Raw genomic sequence first — 17,192 nt, 5'->3', positions numbered from 1 at the left:
TAGTGTTGTTTCCTTATTTTACAAAGCCTTGGTCGCTTCCCTCAGCCATTCAAAATCTTGTCCCTGGAGTTCAGGTGAAAGCGCCTCCCTGACCATTTCGTGGTACCCATTCAGCCAGTTAATTTCTGTATCCGTCATCAAATCTTTCAGCAGCGGGCGAGTGTCAAAGGGCGCAAGGGTCATCGGGATGAGTTTATAGAACTTGCCAAACTCATTCTCAATGTCCTCCGCGATCAGCATAATATTCTCAAGCCTGACACCATGTTTGTTATCACGGTAAATGCCGGGCTCGTTGGTCACCAGCATGCCGGGCTTCAGGGCAACGTCAAACCATCTCGGGCTGATGCTCTGGGGGCCTTCATGCACATTCAGGAAATAGCCCACTCCGTGGCCGGTGCCGTGATTAAAGTCGATACCTTCACTCCACAAAGGCTGCCGGGTAATGGCATCCAGCTGTATTCCCCGTGTTCCCTCCTTGAACCTGGCCGTTGCCAGGGCGATATGGCTTTTCATCACCAGGGTATAGTCTCTCTTCTCCTCATCCGTCATCTCACCGCAGGCAAATGTGCGGGTGATATCCGTTGTTCCATCCGGGTATTGAGCGCCTGAGTCGATTAACAGCAACCCTTTGGTTTGAATGGAGTAAGCAGACTCTTCATCCGCCCGATAGTGACAGATAGCACCATGGGCGGCATAACCGACAATCGAGGGAAAGCTGACCCCCCGGAAATGCTCTGACTCTGAGCGGAACTGCAGCAGCTGTTCATCAATATTGACTTCATTCAGCTGCCCTGTGGGAATATTGGTTTCCAGCCAACGGATAAAGCGAACCATGGCAGCGCCATCACGACGATGGCACTCCTTCATCCGCTCTATCTCAGTGCTGTTTTTGATGGACTTCAGGTCGGTGGTGGGCAATCTGTCTTCGATCAGGTGAATCGATGCAGGAATCGCGGAGGCCAGCTGGTAACCCGTGGTGGCCGGGTTGATCATCAGGCGGGTGCTATCCGCAAGCGTTGACAACCTATCCAGGACGTCATCATAGGCCGCCAGCTCTACACCAGCCTTGGCCAGGGCTGACAGCGCATCCGCTGCTATTCGCTCTTTGTTGGTAAACAGCGTGATGCTGTCCGGTGAAATCAGTGCATAGGCAAGAAATACCGGGTTACAGTCAATATCAGACCCCCTCAGATTAAACAGCCAGGCAATATCATCCAGTGTGGTGATCAAAAGCTCTGTTGCTTTTCGCTCCTTGAGAATCTCCCGAACCTCCGTGACCTTCTCTGTGAGGGTTTTGCCGGCATAGGTGTCCTGGTGAATAAAGACGGGCTCAGCAGGCCGTGCTGGCCTGTCGGTCCAGATATCATTCAGCAAATCGTGATCAAATTTCAACGTAACCGATTTAGCTGCCAGTTTCTTTTCGAGATTTCTGACGTGGCTCAGACTCAGAGTGGCACCATCGAAGCCAATGCAACCCTGCTCAGAGACTGCTTCTGTCACCCAGTCCACCATTGATGGGACGCCGGGCTGACCATCTTTCATCAGGGTGATTTCTGAGCCTGCCAGCTGTTCTGAGGCCTGAATAAAGTAGCGGCCGTCTGTCCACAGGGCTGCTTTATCCTGTGTCACTACGATCGTACCAGCAGAGCCAGTAAAGCCAGAGAGCCAGGCCCTCCCTTCCCAGTGGGGGGCTACATACTCACTGTTATGGGCGTCGGAAGACGGAATAATCCAGACGTCAATGCTATATTCAGCCATTGCGCCACGCAGATCTTGCAGCTTTTTGGTGCTCTTTGGGCTCTTGGTTGAGTCAGAGCGGTTCGGGGTATTCACCATGTATCTATTCCAGGCTTTTGGCCATTCGGCGAGTTAGTGTTGGGCAGGGTTTTTTTCTGCTTAGATGATGCTTACGAATACTATAATCCGCACCCTTTATGGAGCAAACACTAACCCTGCTAAAGCTTGTCTGGCTACAGGTCGTAAAGTACACTAAAGGGTCAGGCAAACCGGCATTAAGGTTCTGTTTCTGAACCTGATTCTAATTGATGGAGTAAAACGTGGCTCGAGTAACTGTAGAAGACTGTCTGGATAACGTAGATAACCGCTTTGAACTGGTGATGGTCGCCTCCAAGCGTGCCCGCCAGCTGACCATTGGTGGCAAGGACCCCAAGGTAGACTGGGAAAATGATAAGGCAACCGTGGTGGCTCTGCGTGAAATCGCCGAAGGCCTGGTAACCCCTCTTTCCGTTGATGACCGCACGGTTGATGACGACGAAGCAGCAATGTTTCTCGCTGGTGTAGAACAATAAGCGTTTTACCTTCGTACTATCTTTGGATCACAAGCTTTAGAAGATAAGAAGGTGCAATGGATGATCTGCGCTTAAGGAGCGGACTTTGCTGACCATCGATGAGTTTGCCGGCCGCTTGAAGTCCTATCTGAATCCCGAGCAGGTCAACCTGGTTCGTCGGGCCTACTATTATGCGGAGCAGGCCCATGACGGACAAACCCGCCGCAGCGGCGATCCGTACATTATTCACCCCCTGGAAGTAGCCTCCATTCTTGCCGATATGCACATGGACCATCAGAGCCTGATGGCCGCCATGTTGCACGATGTCATTGAAGACACCGGTATCGAAAAGCAGGACATTGCCGGGCAGTTCGGTGATGTGATTGCGGACCTTGTGGATGGGGTCAGTAAGCTGACCCACATGAACTTTGAAAACAAGACGCTGGCCCAGGCAGAAAACTTCCAGAAAATGGCGCTGGCCATGGCCAAGGATATCCGCGTCATTCTGGTTAAGCTGTCAGACCGCCTCCACAATATGCGCACGCTGGGTGTGCTGAGGCCTGACAAGCGCCGTCGTATAGCCAAGGAAACGCTGGATATCTATGTGCCAATTGCCAACCGTCTTGGCATGCACACGCTCCGAATAGAGCTGGAGGATCTGGGCTTCTTTGCCATGTACCCCATGCGGGCCCGGCTGATTCGACAGGCGGTGCGTAATGCCCGTGGCAACCGTAAAGACCTGGTCAGCCAGGTTCAGCAGGCGATTGCTGCCCGTCTGGAAGAAGAAGGCCTGAAAGGCCGGGTAGTGGGTCGTGAAAAGCATCTGTACAGCATCTACAGCAAGATGAAGAACCAGAGTAAGTCCTTTGACGACATCATGGACATGTTTGCGTTCCGAATCATTGTGGACAAGGTAGACAGCTGCTATCGGGCGCTGGGCATTGTCCATAACTTCTATAAGCCCATTCCCGGGCGGTTCAAAGATTACATTGCCATCCCGAAAGCCAATGGCTACCAGTCGCTTCATACCACCCTGTTTGGTATGCACGGTGTGCCCATAGAAATCCAGATCCGGACCCAGGAAATGGAAGACATGGCCAATAACGGCATTGCTGCCCACTGGCTTTACAAGTCCGGAGAAGAAGCGCTGTCCGGCAGTCATGCCAGAACCCGGCAGTGGCTCAAAGGCGTACTGGAACTGCAGAAAAATGCCGGAGACTCTCTGGAGTTTATCGAGAACGTGAAAATCGATCTCTTCCCGGATGAGGTGTATGTCTTTACCCCCAAAGGGCATATTTTAGAGCTGCCCAAAGGTGCGACAGCGGTTGACTATGCTTATGCCGTCCATACCGATGTGGGGAATACCTGTGTAGCCTGTCGTATCAATAAACGTCTGGCGTCACTCAGTCAGCCGTTGCAGAGTGGCCAAACGGTTGAAGTGGTTACCGCACCGGGCGCACGACCCAATGCGGCCTGGTTGAATTTTGTTGTCACGGGTAAAGCGCGGTCCAATATTCGCCACTTCCTCAAGCATCAGCGCAGAAATGAGTCAATTGCCCTGGGCCGACGCTTGCTGAGCAAAGCACTGGTCAGTTTTGACAGCAGCCTTGAGCAAATCAGTGAACAGGTCATTCGCCAGCAACTGTCCGTGTTTGAACTGGATGACCTTGATGGGCTGCTGGAAGATATTGGTCTCGGTAACCGTATGGCCTATATCGTTGCCAAGATACTGGTTGAGCCCGGCAGCCTGCCTGAGAACAAGAGTCAGCTGGACCTGTCCAACAGTGAGAAACCGCTCTCCATTCGTGGCTCTGAAGGCATGGTCATCAGCTTTGGCAAGTGCTGCTATCCAATACCGGGAGACCCGGTGGTTGGCCATGTCAGCTCGGGCCGTGGCATTGTTATTCATACGGATACCTGCCCGAATGTCTCTGAAATTCGACATAACCCGGAGAAGGTTCTGGAAGTTGAGTGGGATAAGGACGTCTCCGGTGAGTTTACCGTAGAACTCAGCGTAGAGCTGGAGCATCACCGTGGTATGATTGCCTCCCTGGCTACCGCCATTACCGCAGTGGAAGGCAATATTGAGAAGATCAGTATGGTCGAGCAGGACTCCCGTTGCAGCATTGTTCAGTTGTTGCTCAGTGTTCGTGACCGGGTGCATCTGGCCAAAATTATTAAACGACTTCGGGTTATTAAAGGGGTTTACTCGATTATTCGACGACGCCGGGATTCATAAACGTCTGTGAATTAAAGCATTACAAGAAAAAACCGGATGCTGCACCGCAAAAACACAGTATCCCGTAAATATCGCTCTAAATCCTTGAAAAATAATGTTTACACCCTAGTATCGGGTGTCTTCTTTTTCTTTTTTTCCATGGGCTTCTGATTCCCAAGCTTAAGAGAGTAGATCGATGAGTAACCGACAGACGATTAATACTGATAAGGCACCCAAAGCTATTGGTACCTATTCTCAGGCGGTAAAAGCAGGAACCACTGTTTATATCTCGGGCCAGATTCCACTGGTTGCAGACACCATGGAATTACTGGAGGGAAGCTTTAAGGAGAAGACCCGCCTCTGCTTTGAAAACCTGAAAGCCATTGCCATGGCGGCTGGCGGAACCCTTGGCGATGCTGCCAAGGTGACAATTTACCTGACCGATATGGCGAACTTTGCTGAAGTCAATGAGGTCATGGCTGAGTTTTTTAAACAGCCTTATCCTGCCCGTGCCGCTATTGGTGTCAAAGAGTTGCCAAAAGGTGTACCGGTTGAGGTAGAGGCTATTCTGGAACTGAAATAAGTTTTTGCAGTGATAGCAGCTCCTGGTCATCTTGAGTCAGGGGCTTTACGAATATTCTGCGGCGAACATTGCTTTTTGGTTTGATTCTTTGGCAGCTTTCTGATGTATCAATAATCACAATGGGTCGAGTTGCGTTGTCGATACTGGGCTTAGTCTGAAGTCTCAGGCAGTGTGAGCACTCAGAATAGAACTGGCAGTGGCTCTGCCATTGCATATCAAAAATTTCTGAGTGATGTTTGCCGGATTCATTCTTGATACAGCCTTGCCCTGCCGGTAATGAGTGCATTGCTATATCACCCTGCCCTCCGGCAATTTCATTAACAGATCGTCCTGAGTGGCAATGCGCTGACAAAGTGCTCTTGGTGTTTTCTGCATTGAGGCTCTGCACCCTGTTGTGTATTGGTGCGACAGAAGTTGATGGGGCGGCGCTCACAATCTTGTGCTCTTTCCAGTGGTTAATAACCATTAGAAAGATTTTTAAAGCGATAGTTCAAAAATAATAAAGCGAATTGTGGTTCGACATGCCCATCAACCTGTCTTGTGGATAACTCTGTGAATTATATCTTGGTAAGCCGTTAATAAGCCTGTATTAACGGTCGTTCAGGTTTTTTTAGCCTGTGGATGATCAGGCTCTGCTGGCTGTCAGTCTGCCCGCAGAACCTGCCTGATTTAATCCCTGTTATGGAGAAGGCTGGTATAACCACTTTTGTAATCAGGAAAGTAAAATTTATAACCTGTCTCAATAATCCGCTGGTTAGAGCACCGTCGATTACCCCTTTGTGGCGATGGATAATGGCTATTGTCTAATGCCACATTCAACTGCTCACCAAGCCATTGCAGCACATCAAACGTGGTCGCCGGGGTACTGTCAACGCCGAGATATAAGTTATCCACCGGCAGATGGTCCATATCGCGCCGAATAAGGTGGGCGATGATGCCGGCACAGTCTTTCTGGTGAATTCGGTTACTGTATACGGCGGGCTTTATCGGGCAGCCTTCACCTTTCAACACCCGGCTGATCAGCCGGTTTCGGCCAGGCCCATAAATCCCGCCAAAACGTATGGCCGTGCCAGGGAAGGGAGCATGCTGTAACTGTTTTTCTGCGGCCAGCATGATTCGACCATTGAACTTCACCGGCTGGGTGGCCGACGTTTCGTTCACCCATTCGCCATTACTCTGGTGGAAAGTGCTGGTACTGGAGGTGAAAAAAATACGTTTTGGCTGGTATTGCTCGTTCACCAGACGGTTAAGAATATTTTGCAGCCCATCAATGTAAGCCTGTTGATAATGCGCTTCTGTTCGTCCATTAGAGGCGGCGGCATAGACCACGTAGTCAATCTGTTCAGGCCAGTCACCGAGCATTTTGGCATTAAACAGGTCACCCCGGATGGGGTTAACGTCAGCAGGTAACCTGGCAATATTTCGCCGTAACCCCCAGACATTAAAGCATTTCATGGCGGTTAACTGCCGGGCGAGTTCACAGCCAACATCGCCACAACCCGCAATCAGTATATTGAGCTTATTCATAGCTATAGTCTATTGGTTGGTATAATCTTCGGAAAAAACATAATGGCAATTTCGTTTATATGGCTGTATAAATTTACAGTATTATAGATGGCACGAGCATCCTTGCCAGTCTTTCAGGGCTTTCAGGAGCTGAAGGCTTGATATGAACTCAGGGCTGTTTATCGAGCTGTCTTATCAAAACAGTTGAAAATCATTATGACACTGACAGAACTTCGCTACATTGTCACCCTTGCCCAGGAGCAGCACTTTGGCAGAGCTGCCAGTAAGTGCTTTGTCAGCCAGCCAACACTGAGTGTCGGGGTCAAAAAGCTGGAAGATGAACTGGGTGTTGCCCTGTTTGAGCGAACCCGGAATGCGGTTCGTGTTACCCCAATGGGTGAATTGATCGTCAGTCAGGCCCAGAAAGTTCTGGAAGAGGCCTCGGCCATCAAACAACTGGCGAAAACCGGTCAGGATCAGCTCAGTTCTCCCCTGCGAGTGGGCGCGATCTACACCATTGGCCCTTACCTTTTTCCCCATCTGATTCCTCAACTGGCACAGTCCGCCCCCAATATGCCGCTGTATATTGAGGAAAACTTTACCGCTGTTTTGCGCAAAAAACTGCGTCTGGGTGAGCTGGATGCCATTATCATTGCCCTGCCCTTTAATGAACCGGATGTGTTAACCAGGCCGCTTTATGATGAGCCCTTCCGGGTATTGTTGCCAGGTGGTCATCCCTGGGAACGTCAGAGCGAAATTGATCCGGCTGACCTGGCCCAGGAAAAGCTGCTGCTGCTGGGCGAAGGCCACTGTTTCCGTGACCAGGTGCTGGAGGCCTGCCCGATGCTGGCCAGTAAAAAAGAGGCGGGCGATGATGGCAGTGGTATTGAAGCAACCTCACTGGAAACCATCCGACACATGGTGGCGTCGGGTATGGGGATCAGTGTGCTGCCACAGTCAGCCGTTGTCGATCATCACTACGCGCCCAATATTCTCAGCACCCGGCCATTTCGTACGCCAGCACCTGGCAGGACGGTGGCCCTGGCCTGGCGCGCCAGCTTCCCGAGGCCGAAGGCAATTGATGTGCTTTCTGATGCCTTGAGGCAGTGTTCGGTTAATCAATAAGTGGGCCTATGGTGAGTATGAACAGGTCATTACACGATATTCCGGTAACCACGTTAAAAGGCGTTGGTGATGCCCTGGCCGGGAAGTTGGCCAGAATCGGCATTGTCACTATTCAGGACCTGCTGTTTCACCTGCCAATGCGTTATCAGGACAGAACCAGGGTGACACCCATCGGCACACTTCAGCCTCAAACCGATGTGGTGATTCAGGGGAAGGTGCTGGCATCGGATATCGTGATGGGCAAACGTCGCAGCCTGCTTTGCCGGGTTGGCGACGGGTCCGGCTCCATAAGCCTGAGGTTCTTTCACTTTACCGCTGCCCAGAAAAACAACCTCCGGCATGGGGTTGAGATTCGCTGCTTCGGAGAACCCCGGCGGGGTGCTACGGGGCTTGAGATGTATCACCCTGAATATCGGGTGATCAAGGCCGATGCCCCGGCGGACGTTGAAGAGACATTAACGCCGGTCTATCCGGCTACAGAAGGTCTGACCCAACAGCGAATCCGCAGTTTGTGCGAGCAGGCATTGAAGCTGCTCGCCGATGAAAGCTCTCTGCAAGAGCTTCTCCCGGAGCAGATTCGGCAGCAATATCACCTCAGCTCACTGGTGGAAGCCGTTCGACTCCTGCATCAGCCGCCACCGGAAGAGTCGATGATACTGCTCAGCGAAGGGCGGCATCCTGCCCAGCAACGTCTGGCTTTTGAGGAGTTATTGGCCCATAACCTCAGTCTTCAGCAGCTCAGAAGGCGGGTACAGGCGATCGGAGGTTTTGCCATGCCACCAAAAAGCCGGTTAACCCAACAGTTATTGGCGCAACTTCCCTTTTCCCTGACCTCTGCCCAGCAGCGAGTGGCCGATGATATCAGCCAGGATATGGCCCTGGAAAAGCCCATGCTGCGACTGGTGCAGGGGGATGTTGGTTCGGGCAAAACCGTTGTCGCCGCCCTGGCAGCACTGCAGGCGGTGGAAAATGGTTATCAGGCCGCAGTGATGGCGCCAACGGAAATTCTGGCTGAACAACATCAGCTTAACTTCGCAAACTGGCTTAAGCCGCTGGGTATTGCCACGGCTTTCCTGTCCGGAAAAACCAAAGGTAAAAAACGTCAGGAGATTTTAGCCCGGATCGCTTCTGGCGAAGCCATGGTTGTGGTCGGCACTCACGCCCTGTTTCAGGACGATGTGATATTCCATAAGCTGGGCATGGCAGTGATTGATGAGCAACATCGATTTGGCGTTCATCAACGCCTGGCACTGCGAAAAAAAGGGGCAAAAAATGGCGGGCTGCCGGACCAGCTGATTATGACCGCCACCCCGATCCCCAGAACATTGGCCATGAGTGCTTACGCCGATCTCGATGTTTCTGTGATTGACGAGCTGCCACCGGGACGGACACCCATCAACACCGTCGTTATAGGTGACGACCGTCGTGAAGAGGTCATTAAACGCCTCAAGGCCGCCTGCCTTGAAGGACGCCAGGCTTATTGGGTATGCACGCTGATCGAAGAGTCTGAAGCATTGCAGTGTCAGGCCGCAGAAGTGACGGCAGAGCAATTGCGAGAAACACTTCCAGAGTTGTCTATAGGTCTGGTTCATGGCCGGATGAAAGCCAACGAAAAGGCGGAGGTGATGAACGCTTTCAAGGAGGGGCATCTGCACCTGCTGGTGGCAACCACCGTTATTGAAGTGGGTGTTGATGTACCCAATTCAAGCCTGATGATCATTGAAAACCCGGAAAGGCTGGGGCTGGCCCAGTTGCATCAGCTTCGGGGGCGAGTGGGTCGAGGGAATATTGCCAGCCACTGTCTGTTGATGTATCACGCGCCTTTATCCCGGCAAAGCAGGGAACGTTTACAGGTGATGAGGGATTCGAATGACGGCTTTGTGATCGCTGAAAAAGATCTGCAGCTAAGAGGCCCGGGTGAGGTTTTAGGTACCCGGCAAACAGGTCTGGCACAATTTCGGGTTGCCGATCTGGAGCGGGATCGTGACTTGCTGATGGCTGTGCGCACGGCTGCTCAGGAATTAATTCACCAGTCACCAGAAGCGGTAGAGCCGTTGGTGAATCGCTGGCTGAGCAAGGGGGAAGAGTACGCGAATGTTTGACCAGATTCAGGGGAATCCACAGCAGGTCAGTTAATTATTGGTCGGCCTCCCGTGAACCTGTATCGGGCATGATCTGCCAGAAGGAAACAACCTCTGGCACAAAAGCTTCTCCATTTTCAGGGGGCAAAACGGTGACCTTAAGACTTCGGCTGCAAGGGCTGAAGCAGAATTTCGCAATACTGTTTTCTGTTTGCAAACGAGCCCTTTCCTGCCAGCTCCCGTCTGCCGTCAACGCGAACAAAATCAGGCTGTGAGTATTTGTTTCAGGAACTACAGCCAGCAGGTAACCTTCTTGATTGAAATCTGCTTCCTTGATGGAAAAATCGATGCGTTGGCTGACCCACTCACCGGCAGGTCCACCAACAGACTTACGCTGATAGATATCCGTATGGCCCGCAGGATCATTGCAAACAATGGTTTCACCGCTGGGGCTGATTTTTGTCAGGGACTCAGCCGGAAATGTTTGTGTCCGGCACCACATTCCGGACTCCGCCTTGCGCCAGATTGTTAAGCACCACCACCTCTTTCTAATGAATTCATAAGGCTTCTCAGAAAAATGAATCATACCACCACGGCAAGGGGGGGGCTCCTGAACAGCAGGCAGCCATTGGTCGTCAGCATTTAATTCCCAGATATCCAGATCATCTTCAGTGGTGATAATCAGACAGCGACCATCGGGGCTGAAATCAGGTTGAATATCGTAATAACGACTTGGACAATCGCAGGTTTTAATAATTCTCTGTTTTTCACGCCACTGCCCTTCCGGGTCCGGGGCAAAAATGACGACAAAGAAATAATCTCGTCGAATAGAAGCGTTGTAGCAATCATCGCCGGCATCTTCAAACCATGTGGCAAAATGGCGGTTATCCGGGCTGAATAGCACTTGGAGATCAAAATCATACTCGCTCACTTTATCGCCACTGGGTGTGAGTTTCAGGTCATCATCAGGATCTTTAACAGTAATGTCACCCGTTTGTGACCAGGATTCATCGTCTGCCTTGCTCATCACCGTAATGAATGATCCACTATAAAGCACAAGATGTTTGCAGTCGGCACTGAACAGTAAATCATGATTAAGACCTGTATGAATGTTGCCTCTATTGACCCACCGGCCATCGGTACCCCGACCGAGAATAGCACCAGATTGTCCCGCTTTAATACAGACCAGTGACCTGGCATCAGGTGACAGGTACATGGAAGTCGTAAACGCTGACTGACATTGAGGAAAAACGTCACCCGTTGTCAGTTGCTGTTGCTCAACCCACGCACCATTCCGGCATTCATAAACAGACAGTAAGTGCTCTTCACCACTTTTGTAGCAAAACAATCCCATACTCCCAAAGCTTGCCGGAACGGATTGTGTGACAAATATAATATGGTCGGCATTCTGATGACTAAAACTGGTAATGTGATCGTGTTTGATTTCAGCTTTCCTGACCCAGTGACCATGCTCCAGAGCCAGAATATCACTGTAATTGTCCGCCTTCCTCTCGGTGAGGATGGGAATATGATCATGCAGATGATGGGTAAAGCGTTTAACACTTAAGCTGCCACGGGGTATAAGGGTCAGTGCTGCCCCATCAAGAATCTGCTGGCGCAAATGGCTGGCATAAAATGAGTAAAACGCCGGGCCCAGTTGCGCCGGAAAGCGTCGAACAGAAAATATAGACAACGATCTGAGGTGCTCAAGGAGTTGCTGGCTGGACTGAATGATTGCCCGGCACGAAGACTGCCTTTGCCTGGTCAGGGAGAGGAAGTACTGGACCTCTGCCAGGCCGCATGACCGCAGACGATCAGCCGTTGTCGGCGATGCTTGTGCAAAATTATTGATTTCGTTGATTGATAAATAGCTGGCGATTTTGGTGAACACTTCCTGGGATACGCGAACCCACCGGTGATCAAAGCGAGCCATATCACGGGCTACTTCAGGCTTGATTTCATTGCCCAATGTATTGATATCGGTACTGGTCTTTAACCTCATTGCAGGTGACATAATGTTAAACCCCCAAGGAGACTCAGGCAGTCAAGTATAGTCCTGCTCAAGGATGGTCAGGCACAATCTGTGAGGCAGAATCAAAAGTACAAATGTCGTACTTTTACTGCGATCAACTGTTTATACCTGTGAAAGTTACCGATAAAACAGGCGTTACCTGCTTTCGATCAGATCTTGTCCAGCCAAGGGGGCTGGAAAGATGCTGAAGAGGCAACCATGACAAGGGGTGGGCCCGATGAGCAGTGGTCCACCCTTCAAAAGAAGGGATTCAATAATTGATATTGAGCTTTCTAAACAGGAAGCCCAGGCACCACAATGGCCCAATCAACAGAAACTGCAGATCCTCAAAAAATGACGGCTTTTTCCCTTCAACCTTGTGACCAACAAACTGAAAGATCCAGTGGATCAATTTATTGGTGGGATTCTTGACAAATTTGCCAAAAGGAAACCACCTCTTGCACTTCAACATCGCCATTGTCAGGGTGCCAACTGGAGACCTGAATGGTGCGGCTGCACGGGCTGAAGTAAAATTTCATAATCCAGTTTTCTGTTTGCAAGCTGGCCATTTGCAGCCAGCTCCCTTCTGCCGTCAATCCGAACAGAATCAGACTGTGCGAATCCACTTCAGGAACCAAAGCCAGCAAGTAACCTTCTTGATTGAAACGTGCTTTTGTGACGGAAAATTCGAAGCGTTGCCGAACCCACTCACCGGCGGTATCACCAACAGGTTTACGTTGATAGATATCCGTATGGCCTGCAAGATCGTTACACACAATGGTTTCACCGTTGGGACTGATTTTTGTCAGGGACTTTGCCGTAAATGTTTCTGTCTGGCCCCACATACCGGACGCAGCCTTGCGCCAGATCGTTACGCTCTTCCACTCCTTTCTGATGAATTCACAGGGGTCCACAGAAAAGTGAATCTCACCACAACCGCATTGGGACTCCTCCTGAACAGCGGGTAGCCATTGGTCGTCAGTATTTAATTCCCAGATATCCAAACTATCTTGACTGGTGATGATCAGAAGCCGACCATCGGGGCTGAAATGGGGTTTGAGATGGTAGCAATTACGTGGCGACTCGCAGGTTTTTATAATTCTCTGTTTTTCACGCCACTGCCCTAGGGGGTCAGGGGCCAAAATAACGACAAAGAAATAATCTCGCTCAATAGCATCTTCAACATAATCATCGTCAAACCATATGGCAAAATGACGGTTATCCGGGCTGAATACCACTTCCAGAGAAAACTGATACTCGCTCATTTTCTCGCCATTGGGTGTGAGTTTCAGGTCTTCATAACGATCACTGACAGTAATATCACCCGTTTGTGACCAGGATTCATCGTCTGCCTGGCTCATCAGCGTAAAGGATGATTCATCATAAACCACAAGATGTTTGCTGTCGGCACTGAACAGCCAGAAATGATTACGACTTGTATTAATGTTGCCTCTATTGACCCACTGACCATCAGTCCCACGACAAAGAATTGCACCCGTTCGCCCCGTGTTAATGCAGACCAGTGACCTGGCATCAGGTGACAGGTATATTTCACTAATAGACTTGAACCTGGATTGAGGAAAAACGTCACCCGTTGTCAGTTGCTGTTGCTCAACCCACTCACCATTCCTGCATTCATAAACAGACAGTAAATGCTCTTTACCACTGTAGTTGCGGTGAAAAAGTCCCGCCCACTCAACACTTACCGGTTGCGGGACAAATAAGATATGGTCGGCATACTGATGTTCAGAAATGACAAAATCATCTTGTATGATTTCAGCTTTCCTGACCCAGTGACCATGCTCAAGAGCCAGAATATCACTGTAATTCTCCACCTTCCTCTCAATGATGACGGGAATATGATCACGCAGAAGATGCCTGTAGGGTTTAAAATTTATGCTGCCACTGGGTATAAGGGTCAGTGCTGCCCCATCAAGAATCTGCTGGCGCAAATGGCGGGCATAAAATGAGTAAAAGGCCGGGCCCAGTTGCGCAGGAAAGCGTCGAACAGAAAATATGGACAACGTCCTGAGGTGCTCAAGGAGTCGCTGACTGGACTGAATGATTGCCCGGCACGAAGACTGCCTTTGCCTGGTCAGGGAGAGGAAGTATTGGACCTCTGCCAGGCCGCATGACCGCAGACGATTGCCTGTTGTCGTCGATGCTTGCCCAAAATTATTGATATCGTTGATTGATAAATAGCTGGCGATTTTGTCGAACACTTCTTGGGGTACGCGAACCCACCGGTGATCAAAGCGAGCCATATCACGGACTACTTCAGGCTTGATTTCATTGCCCGCTGTATCGACATCGGTACTGGTCTTTAACCCTGTTGCAGGTAGCATAATGTTAACCCCCCAAGGTGACTCAGGCAGTCAAGTATAGTCCTGCTGCAAGGATTATCAGGCACAATCTGCGAGGCAGAATCAAAAGTACAAATGTCGTAATTTAACTGCGATCAACTGTTTATACCTGTGAAAGTTACCGATAAAACAGGCGTTACCTGCTTTCGATCAGATCTTGTCCAGCCAGGGTGGCTGGCAAGATGCTGAAGAGGCCATTGCCATGGTAAGGAGGGATGAGCGACAGTGGTCACCCCTTTAAAAGAAGGGATTCAATAATTGATATTGAGCTTTCTAAACAGGAAGCCCAGGCACCACAATGGCCCAATCAACAGAAACTGCAGATCCTCAAAAAACGACGGCTTTTTCCCTTCAACCTTGTGACCAATAAACTGAAAGATCCAGGCGACGACAAAAATCGCAATACTGGCCTGTAAGACATAAGCTCCAAGCGCTTGAGAGATGGCTGCTGATGCGGCAAAGACAACAATCATGGCCAGCGACAGTTTATAGGAGAGCTTGAAATAGAACAGCAGGGTAACGGCCATCATCGCCCAGGTGGCAACGGGGCTGAATGCCCATAGTATACCGATAATGCTGAAAAGGATGGCTGGCACACAGATCCAGTGGATCAATTTATTGGTGGGATTCTGGTGGCTTTCGCCATATTCCGTGAACCACTGCTCGACGGTTTTCATAGCTAAGACGCCTCTTTATATTTCTTATTATTGACACCATGAGGTAATTTATCATTTGGTGCAACGGTTCTCAATTGGTGTCTGGTCAGCTATCCACGGGTATAAAGTTGCATCAATTAAAAAGCCCGGAGTTAAGTCCGGGCTCTGAGTCATGCTGGATGATAATCAGGCATTGGTAGCAACAAAGTACTTGGGATCTTCGATGACGTTCACTTCCACCAGGTTACCCGCCTTTTTCAGCAGCTTTCTGCAGTCATTGCTGAGGTGAAGCAGGTGTAGCGTCCTGCCACTGTTCATATAGCGCTCGGCCAGCGTATCAATGGCTTCCAGTCCGGAATGGTCACAGACCCTGGAGTCCCGGAAGTCGATAATCACATCTCTGTTGTCGTCTTTAGGCGAAAACTGCGTCAGAAAGTGTGTGGTGGAACCAAAGAAGAGTGGACCATGCACCTTATAAATCGTTGAGCCATCCTGGTCTTCCAGTTTTGTGATTTTGATCTGTTTGGCATGCTCCCAGGCAAAAATCAGGGCAGAAACAATAACGCCGACAATAACCGCCACAGCCAGGTCCGTCAGAACGGTCACTACCGAAACCAGCACCAGCACAAAGGCATCCCCTTTGGGCACTTTGTTGATGATTCGGAAGCTACTCCACTCAAAGGTTCCGATAACAACGATGAACATAACACCAACCAGGGCCGCCACCGGAATCATTTCAATTAATGAAGAAGCAAAGAGGATAAAGCTCAGCAAGAATAATGCCGCAGAAATACCAGACAGACGGCCCCGGCCACCAGAGTTCACATTGATCATACTCTGGCCAATCATCGCACAGCCACCCATGCCGCCAAAGAAACCGGTAACCACATTGGCCACACCCTGGCCCACACACTCCCGGTTACTGCTGCCGTGTGTTTCGGTGATTTCATCAACCATTCTCAGGGTCAGCAGTGACTCAATGATACCAATAGCGGCCAGAATCAGAGAGTAGGGTAAGATGATCGTCAGGGTTTCAAAAGTAAACGGCACTGAAGGAATGCTGAATGCCGGAAGCCCGCCCGCAATACCGGCAACATCACCAACGGTTCTGGTATCCAGATTCAAACCAAGGGCGAGAGCGGTGACCACCATGATGGCGGCCAGAGAAGAGGGAATGGCCGTGGTCAGCCTGGGCAGAAAATGGATGATGGCCATGGTTAAGGCAACCAGCCCGAGCATCAAATAGAGCTCACTGCCTTTCATCCAGGCAACATCAATAACACTATTTTCCAGGAAAGAGCCGGTTAACCAGCCGACTTCACCCTGAACACCAAACTGACTCAGCTGCGCCAGGAAGATCACGATGGCCAGACCATTTACAAAGCCAAGCATCACCGGATGGGGAACCATTCTGATGAACTTGCCGAGTTTGAATAGGCCGGCGAGCACTTGAATAATGCCCATCAGAACCACCGCCGCGAACAGGTACTGTACCCCGTGACTGGCAACCAGGCTGACCATAACCACGGCCAGGGCGCCCGTTGCTCCGGATATCATCCCCGGGCGGCCACCAATGGCAGCTGTAATCAGACCAACAAGAAAGGCGGCATATAAGCCGACCAGAGGTTCGACCCCGGCAACGAAGGCAAAGGCGACAGCTTCTGGAACAAGAGCAAGTGCTACCGTTAAACCGGAAAGAAGATCATTCTTTATGGTGGCAACGTTTCTGGCGTGGGGTTCGAACAAGTGGTGTCTCCAGTAATATATATGAGTCTTGAAAGGTGTTAACGGCATATAGGTGCCGGTATTGATTGTTTACTATTGGAGAATAGTAGAGCTGTCATATGTCTTACTGCCCGGTGGAGTATTGTGAAAAGAACCGGGAGCAAACGAGACACATGGAGTGTCGGCAAGCTGGCTGGGAGCATTGCTGCCACATTGGGACGATTGAGTATCCTGAAGCCACTTGCCGCTTTTAAATCAGGCGCAAACTATTGTCTGTTTTGTGAAGGGCATTCTAAAGAAGGGGGTTTGTAAAGGCAATGTCATGGCTCTCCCCTACATAAAGGCTATCAGCCACCCCTGCTTCGGAGTGTGGCTTAATTATAGGTATTGTCCTCAGGTTGTTACATAAAACATCTGCCGTATAATGCGCCCCACTTCCACGGACTGACCCAAACGGTCACCACGGATCGGCAGAATGAATCATCATCGCTGACCGGGAAGTGCGGTTTGAAAATGGGTTGTTTGGAGATGAACGAAAAACAACCGGTTGACAAATCAAACTGGCGCGGTAAGATGCGCCTCCGCTGACAGGGCTTTGGGCAACGTCAGTGAGTTGGAAAGCTTCTGAAAATGATC

At 50.4% G+C, this 17,192-nt stretch carries 11 protein-coding genes and 1 pseudogene; 5 read left to right on the top strand and 7 right to left on the bottom strand.

The window, feature by feature from the left end; translation table 11 throughout:
• Positions 1-18 precede the first annotated feature (18 nt).
• The gene (locus tag ACO6VE_RS12895; protein WP_422461638.1) at positions 19-1,836 is read right to left on the bottom strand and encodes an aminopeptidase P family protein; all 1,818 of its coding nucleotides are present in this window, start codon (positions 1,834-1,836) and stop codon (positions 19-21) included.
• A gap of 221 nt (positions 1,837-2,057) precedes the next feature.
• On the opposite strand from ACO6VE_RS12895, the gene rpoZ reads away from it, so the two are divergent.
• From rpoZ to ACO6VE_RS12880, 3 genes are all read left to right on the top strand, one after another.
• Positions 2,058-2,309, top strand: coding sequence for a DNA-directed RNA polymerase subunit omega (rpoZ, locus tag ACO6VE_RS12890; RefSeq protein ID WP_066016900.1), 252 nt, complete (start codon positions 2,058-2,060; stop codon positions 2,307-2,309).
• Positions 2,310-2,394: 85 nt separating this feature from the next.
• Positions 2,395-4,527 (top strand): bifunctional GTP diphosphokinase/guanosine-3',5'-bis pyrophosphate 3'-pyrophosphohydrolase, encoded by a 2,133-nt coding sequence (gene spoT / locus ACO6VE_RS12885; protein ID WP_422444239.1) that lies wholly within the window; start codon positions 2,395-2,397, stop codon positions 4,525-4,527.
• Between the two features lie 175 nt (positions 4,528-4,702).
• Positions 4,703-5,089 carry a RidA family protein gene (locus ACO6VE_RS12880; RefSeq protein ID WP_101748583.1) on the top strand — a complete coding sequence of 129 codons (387 nt, stop codon included), beginning with the start codon at positions 4,703-4,705 and terminating at the stop codon, positions 5,087-5,089.
• A 669-nt stretch (positions 5,090-5,758) separates the two neighbouring features.
• Here ACO6VE_RS12880 and ACO6VE_RS12875 read toward each other — a convergent pair.
• Positions 5,759-6,616 (bottom strand): SDR family oxidoreductase, encoded by an 858-nt coding sequence (locus ACO6VE_RS12875; protein WP_422444237.1) that lies wholly within the window; start codon positions 6,614-6,616, stop codon positions 5,759-5,761.
• Between the two features lie 195 nt (positions 6,617-6,811).
• On the opposite strand from ACO6VE_RS12875, the gene ACO6VE_RS12870 reads away from it, so the two are divergent.
• Both ACO6VE_RS12870 and recG read left to right on the top strand, forming a co-directional pair.
• Positions 6,812-7,720, top strand: coding sequence for a hydrogen peroxide-inducible genes activator (locus ACO6VE_RS12870; protein ID WP_422444096.1), 909 nt, complete (start codon positions 6,812-6,814; stop codon positions 7,718-7,720).
• Positions 7,721-7,737: 17 nt separating this feature from the next.
• Complete coding sequence (gene recG / locus ACO6VE_RS12865; protein WP_422444094.1) at positions 7,738-9,822, top strand: ATP-dependent DNA helicase RecG; 2,085 nt, start codon at positions 7,738-7,740, stop codon at positions 9,820-9,822.
• Between the two features lie 34 nt (positions 9,823-9,856).
• Here recG and ACO6VE_RS12860 read toward each other — a convergent pair whose 3' ends face one another.
• The 5 genes and pseudogenes from ACO6VE_RS12860 to ACO6VE_RS12840 all read right to left on the bottom strand — a co-directional run bounded on the left by ACO6VE_RS12860 (position 9,857) and on the right by ACO6VE_RS12840 (position 16,577).
• On the bottom strand, positions 9,857-11,815 hold the full coding sequence (locus ACO6VE_RS12860) for a hypothetical protein (protein ID WP_422444092.1): 1,959 nt from the start codon (positions 11,813-11,815) through the stop codon (positions 9,857-9,859).
• Positions 11,816-12,083: 268 nt separating this feature from the next.
• A pseudogene (locus ACO6VE_RS12855) lies at positions 12,084-12,224 on the bottom strand (Mpo1-like protein); the annotation flags it as partial.
• Between the two features lies 1 nt (position 12,225).
• Entirely contained in the window at positions 12,226-14,157 is a 1,932-nt protein-coding gene (locus ACO6VE_RS12850; RefSeq protein WP_422461636.1) for a hypothetical protein, read from the bottom strand.
• 269 nt (positions 14,158-14,426) lie between these two features.
• Positions 14,427-14,852 carry a DUF962 domain-containing protein gene (locus ACO6VE_RS12845; RefSeq protein WP_422444088.1) on the bottom strand — a complete coding sequence of 142 codons (426 nt, stop codon included), beginning with the start codon at positions 14,850-14,852 and terminating at the stop codon, positions 14,427-14,429.
• Between the two features lie 165 nt (positions 14,853-15,017).
• Positions 15,018-16,577, bottom strand: coding sequence for a SulP family inorganic anion transporter (locus ACO6VE_RS12840; protein ID WP_422444086.1), 1,560 nt, complete (start codon positions 16,575-16,577; stop codon positions 15,018-15,020).
• Between the last annotated feature and the right edge of the window lie 615 nt (positions 16,578-17,192).

This window comes from Endozoicomonas sp. ALB115, assembly GCF_049310245.1.
Classification (GTDB): domain Bacteria; phylum Pseudomonadota; class Gammaproteobacteria; order Pseudomonadales; family Endozoicomonadaceae; genus Endozoicomonas.
This window is presented reverse-complemented; position numbering and strand designations above follow the sequence as displayed.